We start from the raw sequence: 14,545 nt of genomic DNA on the forward strand, positions 1-14,545 counted from the left end.
AGAGGGCGCCTTTGCCGCAGGATGTCAGGCCAGCGATGCAGGCCGCGATCCCCGACCCTGTCAGCTGCCCTCGCAGCCACTTGCAATCGCTTACCTGGCCCGCCGTGATGAAGAACCGGATCGGGCGCCCGATACTGTTGGTCACGGCTTACACCTTGGTGCCCATGCTGCCTTTCGTGCGGCCGATCAGGCGTCATTCGCTATTGTCTTGGGACCAATGGCGAACAAGGTCTCTTTGTTGAGCGTGCGGAAGGCTTTCCGCCATCGGTTAGAGGACAATGAATAAATGAAGTTTCCCTCCGCGCTTCGACTACTTGTCAGCTACTTCGATCCTGCTTTTTCCTAAACTTAGCCGAGAACCATCTCGGCCGGGGACGATTAGCCGTTCAGAGACCAGCAATCACGACGACACTTCGCTCAACGATTATCGATCGTCCGGGAACCCTGTTTCGATCAGTCCGTCGAATATGACGTAAGCGGTGCAACGTTCCGTTACGCAGTTCGCAGCATGAAGGAGATCCGCAGGCTGGTAAACATAGGATCCGGGAAGCAGGACAGGTGCCGTTTCCTCGCTACCATTCTCATCCCAATGCTTCAGCGTGTCCTCGATAAGCCAGAGGTGGTAGTCGTGGGTATGGAAGTGAAGGTTGCCACTTCTGTCGTAATTGCGGCCATAGCGAAACAGGGGCAGAGACGGCCCAGTGCCGGGATCACCTTCCAGCACGAGGAGGTTAGGACCGGTTGGCCTTGCGTCGTAGAGCGGTCGGAATGGGCGATCGAGTGCATCGCCTATCGGTATTACCATCATCGTGTCGCCGCTTTCCGGAACTGCCATACCCTCATTCGATTGGGCACACGCCAAAGGAGGTGAACAGGCCAGAAGACAGGCGATGATAAAACAGGAAACGATAGGTCTTCACATGATAGGTCTCTCCTCAGTGAATGGGCGGGTCGAGATAGCCCGCGGTTTGAATATCCGAGATCAGCCCGGCCTCGCGCGGCACCCATCCGACGGTTTTGCGCGTCCATTGGCTGGACGTTGGGTTGTCGATTGCGGCGAACATCGCCAACCAGCCGAAATGGGCTTCGGCCTGGTCGGCCGGGACGCTCTCAGCCGCCACCCCCAAGCCGTCACCTATGGCTTCAGCGATGTCGCGAAACGGGATGCCGTCTTCGGCGACCGCATGATAGCGCGTTCCGGCCCGGTGTTGTTCGACGGCGTCGCAGAAGAGCCGCGCCGCATCGTAGCGATGGACTGCAGGCCAGCGGTTCCCTCCAGTTTCAATGTAAGCTGACACTCCACGCTCTCGCGCCAGGGCGATTAGCGCGGGAATGAAGGCTTTGTCTCCGCTGCCGTGAACGGTCGGTGGAAGGCGCACGACCCCCGTCTGAACACCCCCTTCGAAGTGGCCCAGAAATGCTTCCGACGCGCTGCGCGGGATCTGTTCCACAGCACCGTCCTGTTCCGTTGTAGGATCACTTCCCCCCGCAACGACGGTGGCCGAGGTTGCGATAAGCGGCTTGTTGGTGCCCTCAAGCGCCGTCGCCAGCGCATCGAGCAACCGGCGGTCGGCCATGCAATTCTCCTCATATCGGGAGAAATCGTGGTCGAAAGCCGTATGGATAGCCGCATCCACCTGATCAAGTGCGGGGATGAGGCTCTCAGGATCGGCGATGTCACCAAGATGAACCTCCAGCCCGGCTTCTCGAAGCACATTGGCTGACCGTTCGCTCCGCGCCAGGCCCAGGACGTCATGCCCGCGATATTGTAATTCAACAGCGACCGCCGAGCCGACGAACCCCGTCGCGCCGGTTACGAACACCTTCATCGATCACCCTCCAGATTGCTAACGGGGGTAATCTGGTAGATGACTTCATCCTGTTAAAGACAAAGATTTATACGGGTATAATAACTAACAGGATCGGAGATATGGCAGAGGAAAATCGCCTCAGCGCCTTTCTGAAAGATCGCCGAAAGCGGCTTGATCCGGCGGCTTTTGGTTTTTCTGGACGGCGGCGCACCCCCGGCCTGCGGCGCGAAGAAGTCGCCGCTCGTGCCAATATCAGCACCACTTGGTACACGTGGCTGGAACAGGGCCGAGGCGGCCCGCCCTCGCCACGGGTTCTGGAAAGTCTCGCCGATGCGCTGATGCTCACCGACGTCGAGCGAGAGCACCTCTTCCTCGTCGGTGTCGGGCGGCCACCCAAGGCACAACCGGCATCATCTGACGGGGTCACACCGCGGCTGCAGAGGTTTCTGGACGCACTCACGTTCAATCCTGCGACCATAGTGACCCCGCACTGGGATGTTATCGCCTGGAACGATGCGGCGCGTGTCGCCTTGACGGACTACGCCGCCCTCTCGAAAGACGAACGGAACGTCTTGTACCGGATGTTCCTTGATCCCGATACGCGCGCGGCTCAGGAGGATTGGGAAGACATCGCACGCTTCTTGGTAGCGACGTTCCGCGCAGAGACAGCTCGCGCTGGAGAGGATGACCGGGCGGCGGAACTGCGCGCTGAGCTTACGGGCAGAAGCTCCGAATTCGCCGCGATGTGGGCAGACAACGATGTCAGATCGACGGGAGAGGGCATCAAACGGATCCGGCACCCATCGGCAGGGCCGATCGCGTTCGAGTTTTCCTCCTTCGCCGTCGATGGCCGTCCCGACCTCAAGCTGGTCGCCTATACCCCAGCGGACAAGGCGGATGCAGAAAAATTGCGACACCTCTGCCAAGGGTCAAAAGCGTAAGGTTCATGATCATCAGGGTCGATCACACTTCCTGTGCGACCACAAAGGACCAGGTCGCATTGATCCGAAGACGGTCTTTCTCAAAAAGCCAGCCACTGCGAGCTGTCGGAGCTCGAACGTCAAACAGTAAGTCCTCCTTCTTCTTGGTATCGGTACGACTAAGCTTCAGCTCGCCAAAAGGAACGCGCACCAAGAAATGGATTGACTGATCGATCAGTCAGTGTCTTTGCTAGGGAATGACACAGGCAAAATCCGGGATCGAAGGCCGCACAGATGGCCGCCAGGACATCCTCGATGCGGCCGAAGCGGCATTCTCGGAAGCAGGGTTTGCCGGCGCTAGTATGAAAGCCATCTCGCTTCGGGCCGAGGTCGCCCAGGGGCTGATCCACTATCACTTCCAAACGAAGGAAGGTCTCTATGCCGCGGTGATCGAACGGCGCGCCCACTGGATCACAACAGCGCGCCTGACACTTCTAGACCGGATCGACCTCGGTATTCCCGACGCTACCGCACAGATTTTCGAAGCGTTCTTTCGCCCTCCTCTGGGTCCGGAAGGCGGGGGGCGGGTGTTTGCCCGGATATTCGCACTGCTCGCGGTTGGCGATGCACGGGATCAGGCACTGGTGGAGCGGCTGTATGATCCGTCCGCGAGGCTCTTTATCGATGCGCTTTCCAGTGCGCGGCCCGACGTATCACGGGAAACCTGCGTCTGGGGTTACTCGATGGCCCTTGGACTTCTTGTCGGGGCCGTGGGCCGGTCCGGCCGCACGGAGCGGCTGGCTCAGCTGCCGCCCGATAGCGCCGACGATACCGAAGCGCTGATCGCCCGCCTGACATGCCACGCCACCGGCGGCTTTGAGGCTCTGTGTGAGGAGGCTCGAGCCTGATCCATTCGCCGTGCCCCAAAAAGAGGGTGCTTACCAAAGGGAGGAAAGTCCATGGGAGGACTCAAGTTTACGACAGCAGCGCTGATTGCTGCCACCCCGCTACCGGCCGTATCGGAGACCTATTCAGCGACGGTCGTTGCGGGCCATCCGCCGGTATTCCGTTGGGTCCGGATGCTCGACGAGGCGTTTTATCCGGCAGTCAACCAAGCATTGGTAGAACACGGTCACGAGATGGTTTTCGATGGCCAATATGGCGGCACGATCGCGGCCGTCGGCGAAGAGCTCGAAACCATCGAGGCGGGCCTCGCCGAACTCGGCACCTGCGAGTCGCTGTTCGATCCGGCGAAACTCGGACCTCAAAATGTCACCTACTATACCCCGTTCGTCAGCTCCGACGTGCGTCAGGTAGGAGAATTGATGGACAGACTGCACCGCGAAGACCCGCGAATGCAGCAGGCCTATCTTGATAACGGCAATACCTATCTCGGCGGCCCGATCATCATTGATGATTACCTGCTGATGACAGACTTCCCGGTCGCGTCGCTGTCCGATCTGGACGGCCGCAGGATCGCCGCACCCGGTGCTGCAACCAACTGGCTATCCGGAACCGGTGCCGTCGGTGTGTCGGGCAACCTGACGACCTACTACAACGAGCTGCGCACAGGCGTCTATGAAGGCGTGATCGTGTTCGCATCGGCTGCGCTTCCTGGCAATCTGCATGAGGTCGCCCCCTACATCACGCGCGCGGGCCTGGGCGCACAGTTCGCCGCCGGCATCTGCGCCAATACGGACTGGTACGAGGGCCTGCCCCCTGAAGTGCAGGACGCTCTGGGCATTGGCGCGGACACCGCGCGCGACTGGTATCTCGCGGAACTGGAAAGCGCGGTTGAGAACGCATTTGCCGCCATGGCCGAAGCAGGGGCGACGATTTTCGATGCCCCGCCCGAGATGCGGCAGGCCTGGGCAGATGGTATGGATAATGCCGCAGCGACCTGGGCCGCCGAATTGGATGCGCGGGGCGAGCCGGGCACCGAGATCCTGACGACCTACATGGACGCCATGCGCGAAGCAGGCGCCACGCCACTGCGCGATTGGGACCGCGAATGAGCGACAAGATCGGAGCGGCGGAAGACCCGCTGCCGCTCCGGTGGCTCGACCACGTCGCCACGGCCATGAACGTTACGGGATCATCGTTGATCCTTGCCCTGATGGTCCTGATCGGGCTCGACGTTGCCGGGCGCAACCTCCTTGGCGCCCCGCTTCCCGGTGTGCCCGAGATGGTCTCGCTCTCCATCGTCGCAATCGTCTTTCTTCAATCGCCGCAGACCTTGCGGGCGGGGCGGATGCCCAGATCCACCGCACTTTTGGATATGCTGACCAAGCGCAGCCCGCGGCTCGCGGCTGCAATTGAAGACGTCTGGGATATGATCGGCATCGGGGTCTTGGCCACCGTCGCCTGGGCAACCTGGCCACGGCTGGTACGTGATTGGGAACGTGGGACATTTATTGGCGCGATCGGAGACTTTACCGCCCCGACATGGCCGGTGAAAGCCACCATTGTCGCCGGAAGCGTGGTGCTCGTCCTTCAGTTTCTCGCCCGGATATGGCGGCGCCATCGGATACCTGACGGCAAAGCGCAATGACACCCTTCGATATAGGCCTTATCGCCTTGGCGGTGATGATCGTTCTTGTCCTCTGCGGACTAACGGTTCCCGTCGCACTCATGGCCTGTTCGTTTGTCGGTGTTTGGGCAATCCGGGGATCGCCCGAGCTTGCCGCAAACATGATGACCCTCGCTGCCTCCGACACGATCGCCAGCTACTTTTTCGGCGTTGTGCCGCTCTTTGTTCTGATGGGGTTTCTCGTCTCTGAGTCCGGTATGGGGCGTGATGCGTTCGACGTGGCGAACCACGCATTCCGCCGCATCAAGGGCGGGCTCGGTGTCGGCACAGTTGGGGCCAACGCCATCTTCGCCGCAATCACCGGCATCTCCATCGCGTCGGCCGCAGTCTTTACGAAAATCGCCGTGCCGCAGATGATGCGCAACGGCTATTCGCCGCGTTTCGCGACCGGCGTCGTGGCGGGATCGTCGGTCCTCGGGATGCTCATCCCACCATCGCTGCTGCTTATCCTCTACGGGGTGCTCACCGAACAAAGCATCGGCGATCTGTTCATCGCGGGCATCGGGCCGGGACTGGTCCTGTCGGTCGCATTCGGCATCGGCATCGTCGCGACCGCCGCCTTCGCCCCGCGCTGGCTCGGCCAGCCGCGCGTCCCGCAAGAAGGGGAGCTCAGCCGGGGCCAGATCCTCGCCAAAGGGTTGCCGATCGTCATTTTGATCGTCCTCGTCCTCGGCGGGATCTACGGCGGGGTCTTCACACCGGTCGAGGCGGGTGCGATCGGCGCGATCGGTGCGCTCATCCTCGGGATCGCGAAGGGCACCTTGAGCTTACGCGGCATCGGTCGGGTCCTGATCGAGACCGGCCTTGTAACGGCGTCGATCTGTTTTCTGATCATTGCGGCGCAGATGTATTCTAGGATGCTCTCCTTCTCGGGCCTCCCCGCTGGGTTCGGCGCTTTCGTCGTGGACGCGGAGCTCGGCCTCTTGGCTGTCCTTGCGCTTTACTGCGCTGTGGTCATCGCGATGGGCATGATCCTCGACAGCTCGTCGATCATGCTGATCCTGGTTCCGTTGATGCTACCGGTGATGACCGACTTCGGCGTTGATCTCATCTGGTTTGGGATCGTGACCGTCATCGCCGTCGAGATCGGGCTCCTGACGCCACCGTTCGGCATCTCGGTCTACGTCATAAAGTCGACGCTCGACGATCCAAGGATAACCCTGGGCGACATCTTCATCGGGGCGGCCCCGTTCGCGCTTGCCATGCTCGCGGTGCTGATCCTCGTCATCGCTTTTCCCGTCATCGCGACGGGCCTTGTCCCTTAGGAGAAACCGCCATGTCCCGCCGCCTCATCGATATCTCCGTTGCCCTTGAAGAAGGGATTCCATCCGATCCGCCGATGATGCTGCCGAAGATCGACTACCAGTCGCACGCGGAAACGGCAGCCCAAGTCGCGTCCTTCTTTCCCGGGCTCACCGCGGCCGACCTTCCGGGCGGGGAAGGCTGGGCCGTCGAGACACTGACGGTGTCGACCCACAATGGGACCCATCTCGACGCGCCCTACCACCATCACTCGACGATGGATGGCGGCAAGCCCTCCGCGACGATCGATGAAGTTCCGCTGGAATGGTGCCTGAACCGGGGGGTCAAGCTCGACTTTCGCAATCTCCCCGACGGCCACATTGTCAGCCCAGAGGAGGTGGCGGTGGAACTGGACCGGATCGGTCATGATTTGCAGCCTCTCGATATCGTCGTGGTGAACACCTCCGCCGGTGCCCGCTATGGGCAGGAGGACTACCTGACCTCCGGGTGCGGCATGGGGCGTGCAGCAACGCTCTGGCTGCTCGATCACGGCGTACGCGTCACGGGAACCGATGCGTGGTCTTGGGACGCACCCTTTGCCCATACCGCAGCGCGGTGGCGCGAGACGCGCGACCCCTCGATCATCTGGGAAGGGCACAGAGCGTCGATGGTCACCGGCTATTGCCACATGGAAAAGCTGTCGAACCTCGATCTCCTGCCGCCCACCGGGTTCGAGATCTCGTGTTTCCCGATCAAGATCAAACGCGCCTCCGCGGGCTTCACCCGCGCCGTCGCCATTTTGGAGGAGACCCCATGAAACTGGGCACCCTAGCATATCAGGGGAAAGAGCGGCTTGTCGCCCAGCTGGACGACAACCGCGCGCTGGACCTCTTTACCGCTTCCGGAAGTGCCGCATGGTTCAAGGATATGCTCACCATGATCGAAGCGGGGCCAGAGGCGCTGAACGAGGCGCGCCTCCTCATCGGTCAGGCAGAGCTCGCATCTGTAATCGCTCTTGAAGACGCGGAGTTTCGCGTCCCCCTTCGACCCGTTCAATATCGCGATTGCTTGGTCTTCGAGGAACACCTCCTCAACAGCTTCTCCCAGGCCGAAAAGATGACGGGCCGCTCCTTCGCGATCCCACCGGTCTGGTACGAGCAACCGATTTACTACAAGGGCAACCGGATGTCCTTTATCGGTCACGGGCAGACCGTGCGCTGGCCGCGATACTCCGATCATCTGGATTTGGAACTGGAACTCGCCATCGTGGTCGGCAAAGGTGGCGTCGATATCCCGCCTGACACCGCACCTGATCACATCTGGGGCTATACCATCCTGAACGACGTCTCCGCCCGCGACGCGCAGATGCGCGAAATGGCCGGACAATTGGGGCCGGCCAAAGGTAAGGATTTCGATACCGGCAACGTTCTGGGCCCGTGGGTCGTGACGGCCGATGAGATACCGCACCCCGCTGCACTCAAGATGGACGTCCAGGTGAATGGCGAACGATGGGGCGGCGGAAACTCCCGAGATATGCAGCATCATTTCGGAGAGATCCTGGCGCACATCTCCGCCTCCGAGGCGATTTATCCCGGAGAAGTCGTCGGCTCCGGCACGGTCGGCACGGGCTGCGGATTGGAGATCGGCAAACGCCTCGCCGATGGCGACGAGATGGCACTGACCATCGAAGGGATCGGAACGCTCTGCAACATGATCCGCAAGGAACCTTAAGATAGGAACGACCTCCGAACAGATGCCCGCGCGGGCCGAGGTGGCTTTCATCTGCCGCGGCAAGGCAACAGGCAGGATGCGAAACGAACTGGACGTCACCATGGTCAAACCGTTCGAAGAACGGTTTACGCTTGCTTCGGACGAAGGCGCCTTCCATGGCGGCGACGGCTCGGCCCCGCCGCCTTTGGCGCTCTTCATCGCCGGATTGACCGGCTGTCTGATGACCCAGATCCGGGCCTTCGCGAAACGGCTCGGGGTGACGGTGACTGCGCTCGACGTGGAATGCCGCGTGGTGTGGGACTGGGCGAAGTCAGGCCGGATCTACGAAACCAGACCGAAGAGTTTCGACATCGACGTGCTGCTCGACAGCCCCGATCCCCTCGAAAATCAACGTGCTCTCATTGAAGCGGCCAAGAAAGGCTGTTTCCTTGAACAGACGCTTGGGCAGGCGAATACGATTCGGCATCGTCTCAAGGTCGACAGCGGCTTCATCGACGCCTAGCCAGCTCGCCAGGCAAATCGGTCAAAGCCGGCATAGGATACGATGCGCCTGATCTTTCGATGGGTCTTCAATTCCATGTGTCGTTCATCTGCAGTGAATACCTCCGTCGACTTGCCACGCCGAAGCGACCTGTTCAGCGGTCAGCTAGCTTGTTTCAAGCGCAAGCTTGTGCGGTCGATGAATCCCGTGGTTCGATCAGATAGCGCCGTAGCAAGTCTGGCGCGAGCCAGTGTTCGATCCCTGATCCTCCCCCACTGAAGTGTTCGGCCGCCATATCTTGGAGGACTGAGGATCAGGATCGCTGCGAAGCGGCACAAGCTGGAAGAGGTTGTCACGAAGCTTCAGCAGGTTGAGGTGCTTGTTAGGAAAGGGCTGGCGCAGGTGAACGACAAGCGGGTCGAGCGGGTGTGGCGGCGGGAGGGACTGAGACACGGGAGGCGCTGCGCCAATGTAACCCACCGTTCGCGACCTTCGAACGCTTGCCGCCCGCCGCCCATCCCTCTAGAACGCCTCTCAAAACAGCTCTGAGTCCGATCTCTGGAGCGACTAGGGACAGTTCAGATCTAAGGAGCGCCCATATGGCTGACGCTGCCGTTCACGGCCACGACCACGAGGATGACCGCGGGTTCTTCACACGCTGGTTCATGTCGACAAATCATAAGGATATCGGCATCCTCTACCTTTGGACCGCAGGGGTCCTTGGCTTCATCTCCGTGGCTTTCACGGTCTACATGCGGATGGAGCTTATGCATCCGGATGTGCAGTATATGTGCCTCGAGGGCATGCGCTTCCTGCCGGCCGATCCTGCGGACTGTACGCCGAACGGCCATCTCTGGAACGTCTTGATCACCTATCACGGCGTGCTGATGATGTTCTTCGTGGTGATCCCGGCGCTCTTCGGCGGCTTCGGCAACTACTTCATGCCGCTGCAGATCGGTGCTCCGGACATGGCGTTCCCGCGCCTCAACAACCTGTCCTACTGGCTCTTCGTCGCGGGTTCCGCCCTCGGCGTTGCATCGATGCTGTCGCCTGGCGGCAACGGCCAGCTCGGCTCGGGCGTGGGCTGGGTGCTCTACCCGCCGCTCTCGACGTCAGAGGCGGGCATGTCGATGGACCTCGCGATCTTCGCCGTCCACGTCTCGGGCGCGTCCTCGATCCTCGGCGCGATCAACATGATCACAACCTTCCTGAACATGCGCGCGCCGGGCATGACGCTGCACAAGGTGCCGCTCTTCTCCTGGTCGATCTTCGTCACAGCCTGGCTTATTCTGCTGGCCCTTCCGGTGCTTGCCGGCGCCATCACCATGCTGCTGACCGACCGGAACTTCGGCACGACCTTCTTCGATCCGGCAGGCGGCGGGGACCCGGTGCTCTACCAGCACATCCTGTGGTTCTTCGGCCATCCGGAGGTCTACATCATCATCCTGCCCGCCTTCGGCATCATCAGCCACGTCATCGCGACCTTCTCGAAAAAGCCGATCTTCGGCTATCTCCCGATGGTCTACGCGATGGTGGCGATCGGTGCGCTGGGCTTCGTCGTCTGGGCGCACCACATGTACACGGTGGGCATGACGCTGACCCAGCAGAGCTATTTCATGCTGGCGACCATGGTGATCGCGGTGCCCACGGGGGTGAAGATCTTCAGCTGGATCGCCACGATGTGGGGTGGCTCGGTCGAGTTCAAGACACCCATGCTCTGGGCGTTCGGCTTCCTCTTCCTCTTCACCGTGGGGGGTGTCACCGGCATCGTGCTCAGCCAAGCGGGCGTCGACCGCGTCTATCACGACACCTACTACGTCGTGGCCCACTTCCACTATGTGATGAGCCTCGGCGCCGTCTTCGGCATCTTCGCGGGGATCTACTTCTACTTCCCCAAGATGACAGGGAAATTCCTGCCCGAATGGGCCGGCAAGCTGCACTTCTGGGCGATGTTCATCGGTGCGAACATCACCTTCTTCCCGCAGCACTTCCTGGGCCGTCAGGGAATGCCGCGCCGCTATATCGACTACCCCGAGGCCTTCGCCCTCTGGAACTACGTGTCCAGCTGGGGGGCCTTTCTGTCCTTCGCCTCGTTCGTATTCTTCATCGGCGTTGTGTTCTGGACGCTGTTCCGCGTGCCGCGCACGGCGCCTGCGAACCCATGGAACGAATGGGCCGATACGCTGGAATGGACCCTCCCCTCGCCCCCGCCGGAGCACACGTTCGAACAGCTCCCCAAGCGCGAGGATTGGGACAAGAAGCACGCGCACTGAACCGCGCTATCTTCAGGGGGCCTCGCATTGCGGGGCCCCTTCGCGTTTCAGAACCCGCTTTTCTGCAACCGAGTTAAGGGTATCTTCATTCCCATGCCCTATGAGTGGATCGAACCGGCGAATCAGGATCGCGACGCAACGCCTCCGGTGGCAGAGCTTCACTGCTGGCCCTACCGCTCGCTCCCGCGCCGCGACATGGTGCTCTTCATCGGCGCCACGGCAACGCTCGTTGCGCTGCCGCTTCTGACCGTGATCGGCTCCCCCGTCCTCTGGGGGCTCCTGCCGTTCTTCCTGCTGATGCTGGCAGCCGTCTGGTACGCCCTCGAACGCTCCTACCGGGACGGAGAGATCCTGGAAGAACTTCGCCTCACCCCGGACGAGATCAGCATCGACCGCCACAACCCCCGTGGCCCCGACCAGCACTGGCAGGCCAACCCCTATTGGGTGCAGGTGGCGCTGGATGAAAAGGACGGCCCGGTCGAAAACTACGTCACCCTCAGCGGCAACGGGCGCGAGGTCGAACTCGGCGCCTTCCTGACCCCCGAAGAACGCGCAAACCTCTATGGAGAGCTGCGCGACCGTCTCTCCGCCGCCCGGCAGTGACCCAGGTCCCCGCGACGCCCAAGCTCCGGCGGTTCCTTCTCAGGCAGGCGACAGGCGGCCTCGGCGCCGAATGGGCCCTGCGCCGCATCCGCCTCACCGCGTCCGAACGCGCCGCGATCCGCCTCCGCCGCCTCGGGCGATTGCCAAAACCCCCGAAAAACCCGCCCTTTACCTTCCTCATCCCCCTTGTCGGCCCTAAGGATGTGACGGATTGGGACGGCGTCACCCAGCGCCTCGCCCGCACCGTCGAAAGCCTCAAACGCCAGGACTACACGAACTGGACCGCCTATATCTGCTGTCAGGAACGCCCCAGCATCCCCTGGTCCGCCCGTGTCAGATATCTTCCCTTCAGGGAGGAGGTCGACGGCAATGACAAATGGGCCAAACTCCGCCGTCTGACCCAAGCACTGCTGGAACAGCGCGACGACGCCCCCGACGGCTACGCGATGAGCTTCGATGCCGACGACCTCCTCGCCGATGGCCAGCTCTCTCTAATGGCCAAGCAGCGCAAGCGCGGCGGCTATCTCGTCACGCGCGGCTATGTCGCCGATATCGGCGCGGGACGCGTCGCACTAGCCGAGCCACAAAGCCTTGGAAATCCCGGTCAAAAAGCGTTCTGGAAGCTCTGCGGCAGCTGCACCGCCTTTCGCTACGATCTCAAGAACGGCCCCGAGCAGGAGATCGACTTCCTCGCCCAGACGCTCAGCCACGAACACCGCATGTTCCCCTACCTCGCCGACCTCTCAGGCCGCCCGCTGACGCCGCTGGAGGATCCCGCGGTGATGTATCTGCTGAACCACGGAGACAATTTCGGCGCCCGCCGCGGCCGGACCAGCTTCAAATCCCGCTTCGCCCAGCGGTTCGAGGTCAGGGATGAAGAACAGCTGGCCGAGATCAGAGCGCGGTTTCCAGCTTTCTAGACAAACAAGCGGCGAAAGGTTCGGAGCGAAGAACCACGCTGCCCAAAGCGCCCGCCCGGCAGCACCGCCGGGCATCGCCGCCCCCCAGGAGGGCGATGACCTCAGCACTTAAACGGCTTGCCTCTAGCGCTTCGCGCGTTCGCGGCTGAAATCGTCCACTGGACGATCTCCGGGACGCCGCTCACCCTAGCTCAACCGATCCTTCACCATCGGCCCGACCTGCCCGAAATCCATCTGGCCGGTATATTTCGCCTTCAGCGCGGCCATCACCTTGCCCATGTCGCGGATGCTCTCGGCCCCCGTCTCGGCGATCGCAGCATCGACGGCCTTCTCGCTTTCCTCGTCATCAAGCTGACGGGGCAGGAACTCCTCGATCACCTTGATTTCCTTACGCTCTTCCTCGGCCAGCTCCAGCCGCCCGCCTTCTTCGTAGGCCCGTGCGCTTTCCTGCCGCTGCTTGACCATCTTGCCGAGGATCGACAGCACGTCGCCATCCCTAATCTCCGCCGGCTCACCCTCGGCCGCGTCGCCCCGCATGGCGATCTCGCGATCCTTGATGGCCGCGTTGATGAGCCTGAGCGTCGACACCCGCCCCATCTCCTTGGCGCGCATCGCGTCTTTCAACGCCCCGCTGACCCGTGTTTTCATATCCATGACCAGTCCCGTCCGGCTGCTCCCCCGAGATCCCGGAACGTAGTCTCAACCGTCGGCACTGACAACAGCCGACCCCGCGTCGCCCACGGCTTGACCGCCCCGCCGCGCCTGCCTAAACCCAGCGGGATTTGCCAAACCCGTTGGAGCCTTCGATGCCCCAGATCGCCCATCCCACCGCCTGCCTCGCCCTGGCAGACGGTACGATCTTCTACGGCCAGGGCTTCGGCGCCACCGGCCAGACGGTGGCGGAGCTTTGCTTCAACACCGCGATGACCGGCTATCAGGAGATCATGACCGACCCGTCCTATGCGGGCCAGGTCGTGACCTTCACCTTCCCCCATATCGGCAATACCGGCATCACGCCCGAGGATGACGAGACTGCCGACCCGGTCGCCGAGGGGATGATCGTCAAATGGGACCCGACCGAGCCGTCGAACTGGCGCGCCATGGGCCGCCTGCCCGATTGGCTCGCCGCCCGCGGCCGCATCGGCATGGGCGGCCTCGACACCCGCCGCCTCACCCGCGCCATCCGGCATCAGGGCGCCCCGCACGTGGCGCTTGCCCATAATCCCGACGGCAAATTCGATGTCGAGGCGCTCGTCGCCGCCGCGCGCGCCTTTCCGGGCCTCATCGGCCTCGACCTCGCCAAGGATGTCACCTGCGCCCAGTCCTACCGCTGGTTCGAAACCCGCTGGGCCTGGCCCGAGGGCTATACGGACAAGGCGCCGGGCGGCCCCAAGGTCGTGGCCATCGATTACGGCGCCAAGCGCAACATCCTGCGCTGCCTGGCCTCCGCCGGCTGCGACGTGACGGTCCTCCCCGCCACCGCAACGGCCGAGGATGTGCTGGCCCAAAGCCCCGACGGCCTCTTCCTCTCCAACGGGCCGGGGGACCCGGCGGCTACCGGCGCATACGCCGTCCCGATGATCCAGGAAGTGCTCGACAAGACCCAAATCCCCGTCTTCGGCATCTGTCTCGGCCACCAGATGCTGGCCCTCGCCCTCGGCGCCAAGACGATCAAGATGAACCACGGCCATCATGGCGCGAACCATCCCGTCAAGGACATGGAAACCGGCAAGGTCGAGATCACGTCGATGAACCACGGCTTCACCGTCGACAGCCAGACCCTGCCCGCGGGCGTGGCCGAAACGCACATCTCGCTCTTCGACGGCTCCAATTGCGGGATCCGCATGAAAGACCGGCCCGTCTTCTCGGTCCAGTACCATCCAGAGGCAAGCCCGGGCCCGCAGGACAGCTACTACCTCTTCGAACGCTTCGCCAAGGCGATCGCCGAGCGTCAGGGCGCCGCTTAAACCTTCC

General features: G+C 62.2%; 15 protein-coding genes and 1 pseudogene. 12 read left to right on the top strand and 4 right to left on the bottom strand.

The genetic code is table 11. The features are described 5' to 3' along the window. Window positions 1-10: 10 nt before the first annotated feature. The 3 genes and pseudogenes from AADZ90_RS19035 to AADZ90_RS19045 all read right to left on the bottom strand — a co-directional run. Window positions 11-193: pseudogene (locus AADZ90_RS19035) on the bottom strand (IS5/IS1182 family transposase); the annotation flags it as partial. A 231-nt stretch (window positions 194-424) separates the two neighbouring features. Then, complete coding sequence (locus AADZ90_RS19040; RefSeq protein ID WP_367312399.1) at window positions 425-835, bottom strand: cupin domain-containing protein; 411 nt, start codon at window positions 833-835, stop codon at window positions 425-427. 100 nt (window positions 836-935) lie between these two features. After that, entirely contained in the window at window positions 936-1,829 is an 894-nt protein-coding gene (locus AADZ90_RS19045; protein WP_367312398.1) for an SDR family oxidoreductase, read from the bottom strand. Window positions 1,830-1,930: 101 nt separating this feature from the next. On the opposite strand from AADZ90_RS19045, the gene AADZ90_RS19050 reads away from it, so the two are divergent. From AADZ90_RS19050 to AADZ90_RS19100, 11 genes are all read left to right on the top strand, one after another. Continuing rightward, complete coding sequence (locus tag AADZ90_RS19050; RefSeq protein ID WP_367312397.1) at window positions 1,931-2,752, top strand: helix-turn-helix transcriptional regulator; 822 nt, start codon at window positions 1,931-1,933, stop codon at window positions 2,750-2,752. Between the two features lie 236 nt (window positions 2,753-2,988). Next, on the top strand, window positions 2,989-3,639 hold the full coding sequence (locus AADZ90_RS19055) for a TetR/AcrR family transcriptional regulator (RefSeq protein ID WP_367312396.1): 651 nt from the start codon (window positions 2,989-2,991) through the stop codon (window positions 3,637-3,639). Window positions 3,640-3,690: 51 nt separating this feature from the next. Then, window positions 3,691-4,746, top strand: coding sequence for a C4-dicarboxylate TRAP transporter substrate-binding protein (locus AADZ90_RS19060; RefSeq protein ID WP_367312395.1), 1,056 nt, complete (start codon window positions 3,691-3,693; stop codon window positions 4,744-4,746). Next, window positions 4,743-5,282, top strand: coding sequence for a TRAP transporter small permease subunit (locus AADZ90_RS19065; protein ID WP_367312394.1), 540 nt, complete (start codon window positions 4,743-4,745; stop codon window positions 5,280-5,282). Before AADZ90_RS19060 ends, AADZ90_RS19065 begins: the two co-directional genes overlap by 4 nt. Further along, window positions 5,279-6,586 carry a TRAP transporter large permease gene (locus AADZ90_RS19070; protein ID WP_367312393.1) on the top strand — a complete coding sequence of 436 codons (1,308 nt, stop codon included), beginning with the start codon at window positions 5,279-5,281 and terminating at the stop codon, window positions 6,584-6,586. Before AADZ90_RS19065 ends, AADZ90_RS19070 begins: the two co-directional genes overlap by 4 nt. An 11-nt stretch (window positions 6,587-6,597) precedes the next feature. Further along, the gene (locus AADZ90_RS19075; RefSeq protein ID WP_367312392.1) at window positions 6,598-7,380 is read left to right on the top strand and encodes a cyclase family protein; all 783 of its coding nucleotides are present in this window, start codon (window positions 6,598-6,600) and stop codon (window positions 7,378-7,380) included. Beyond that, window positions 7,377-8,294 carry a fumarylacetoacetate hydrolase family protein gene (locus AADZ90_RS19080; protein ID WP_367312391.1) on the top strand — a complete coding sequence of 306 codons (918 nt, stop codon included), beginning with the start codon at window positions 7,377-7,379 and terminating at the stop codon, window positions 8,292-8,294. Before AADZ90_RS19075 ends, AADZ90_RS19080 begins: the two co-directional genes overlap by 4 nt. A gap of 22 nt (window positions 8,295-8,316) precedes the next feature. Next, window positions 8,317-8,796, top strand: a complete 480-nt coding sequence (locus AADZ90_RS19085; protein WP_367312389.1) for an OsmC-related (seleno)protein — start codon at window positions 8,317-8,319, stop codon at window positions 8,794-8,796. Window positions 8,797-9,374: 578 nt separating this feature from the next. Further along, window positions 9,375-11,048 carry a cytochrome c oxidase subunit I gene (gene ctaD, locus AADZ90_RS19090; protein WP_367312388.1) on the top strand — a complete coding sequence of 558 codons (1,674 nt, stop codon included), beginning with the start codon at window positions 9,375-9,377 and terminating at the stop codon, window positions 11,046-11,048. Window positions 11,049-11,141: 93 nt separating this feature from the next. Next, window positions 11,142-11,651 carry a DUF2244 domain-containing protein gene (locus AADZ90_RS19095; RefSeq protein WP_411997105.1) on the top strand — a complete coding sequence of 170 codons (510 nt, stop codon included), beginning with the start codon at window positions 11,142-11,144 and terminating at the stop codon, window positions 11,649-11,651. Continuing rightward, on the top strand, window positions 11,648-12,571 hold the full coding sequence (locus AADZ90_RS19100) for a hypothetical protein (RefSeq protein WP_367312386.1): 924 nt from the start codon (window positions 11,648-11,650) through the stop codon (window positions 12,569-12,571). The genes AADZ90_RS19095 and AADZ90_RS19100 overlap by 4 nt, the downstream gene beginning before the upstream one ends. Before the next feature lie 186 nt (window positions 12,572-12,757). Here AADZ90_RS19100 and AADZ90_RS19105 read toward each other — a convergent pair whose 3' ends face one another. Beyond that, on the bottom strand, window positions 12,758-13,225 hold the full coding sequence (locus tag AADZ90_RS19105) for a GatB/YqeY domain-containing protein (RefSeq protein WP_367312385.1): 468 nt from the start codon (window positions 13,223-13,225) through the stop codon (window positions 12,758-12,760). Between the two features lie 152 nt (window positions 13,226-13,377). Between AADZ90_RS19105 and carA the strand changes: the two genes are divergently transcribed. Beyond that, on the top strand, window positions 13,378-14,538 hold the full coding sequence (carA, locus tag AADZ90_RS19110) for a glutamine-hydrolyzing carbamoyl-phosphate synthase small subunit (RefSeq protein WP_367312384.1): 1,161 nt from the start codon (window positions 13,378-13,380) through the stop codon (window positions 14,536-14,538). Window positions 14,539-14,545: the final 7 nt, after the last annotated feature.

Origin of the sequence: Aestuariibius violaceus (assembly GCF_040779325.2) — a bacterium.
GTDB classification, from domain to species: Bacteria; Pseudomonadota; Alphaproteobacteria; order Rhodobacterales; family Rhodobacteraceae; genus Aestuariibius; species Aestuariibius violaceus.

What these genes read in the sequence shown, in the direction of transcription:
- AADZ90_RS19055 (WP_367312396.1), top strand. Translation starts at nt 2,989, where the DNA reads ATGACACAGGCAAAATCCGGGATCGAAGGCCGCACAGATGGCCGCCAG.
- AADZ90_RS19075 (WP_367312392.1), top strand. Translation starts at nt 6,598, where the DNA reads ATGTCCCGCCGCCTCATCGATATCTCCGTTGCCCTTGAAGAAGGGATT.
- AADZ90_RS19080 (WP_367312391.1), top strand. Translation starts at nt 7,377, where the DNA reads ATGAAACTGGGCACCCTAGCATATCAGGGGAAAGAGCGGCTTGTCGCC.
- AADZ90_RS19040 (WP_367312399.1), bottom strand. Translation starts at nt 835, where the DNA reads ATGGCAGTTCCGGAAAGCGGCGACACGATGATGGTAATACCGATAGGC.
- AADZ90_RS19095 (WP_411997105.1), top strand. Translation starts at nt 11,142, where the DNA reads ATGCCCTATGAGTGGATCGAACCGGCGAATCAGGATCGCGACGCAACG.
- AADZ90_RS19065 (WP_367312394.1), top strand. Translation starts at nt 4,743, where the DNA reads ATGAGCGACAAGATCGGAGCGGCGGAAGACCCGCTGCCGCTCCGGTGG.
- AADZ90_RS19060 (WP_367312395.1), top strand. Translation starts at nt 3,691, where the DNA reads ATGGGAGGACTCAAGTTTACGACAGCAGCGCTGATTGCTGCCACCCCG.
- AADZ90_RS19085 (WP_367312389.1), top strand. Translation starts at nt 8,317, where the DNA reads ATGCCCGCGCGGGCCGAGGTGGCTTTCATCTGCCGCGGCAAGGCAACA.
- AADZ90_RS19045 (WP_367312398.1), bottom strand. Translation starts at nt 1,829, where the DNA reads ATGAAGGTGTTCGTAACCGGCGCGACGGGGTTCGTCGGCTCGGCGGTC.
- AADZ90_RS19070 (WP_367312393.1), top strand. Translation starts at nt 5,279, where the DNA reads ATGACACCCTTCGATATAGGCCTTATCGCCTTGGCGGTGATGATCGTT.
- AADZ90_RS19050 (WP_367312397.1), top strand. Translation starts at nt 1,931, where the DNA reads ATGGCAGAGGAAAATCGCCTCAGCGCCTTTCTGAAAGATCGCCGAAAG.
- carA (WP_367312384.1), top strand. Translation starts at nt 13,378, where the DNA reads ATGCCCCAGATCGCCCATCCCACCGCCTGCCTCGCCCTGGCAGACGGT.
- ctaD (WP_367312388.1), top strand. Translation starts at nt 9,375, where the DNA reads ATGGCTGACGCTGCCGTTCACGGCCACGACCACGAGGATGACCGCGGG.
- AADZ90_RS19105 (WP_367312385.1), bottom strand. Translation starts at nt 13,225, where the DNA reads ATGGATATGAAAACACGGGTCAGCGGGGCGTTGAAAGACGCGATGCGC.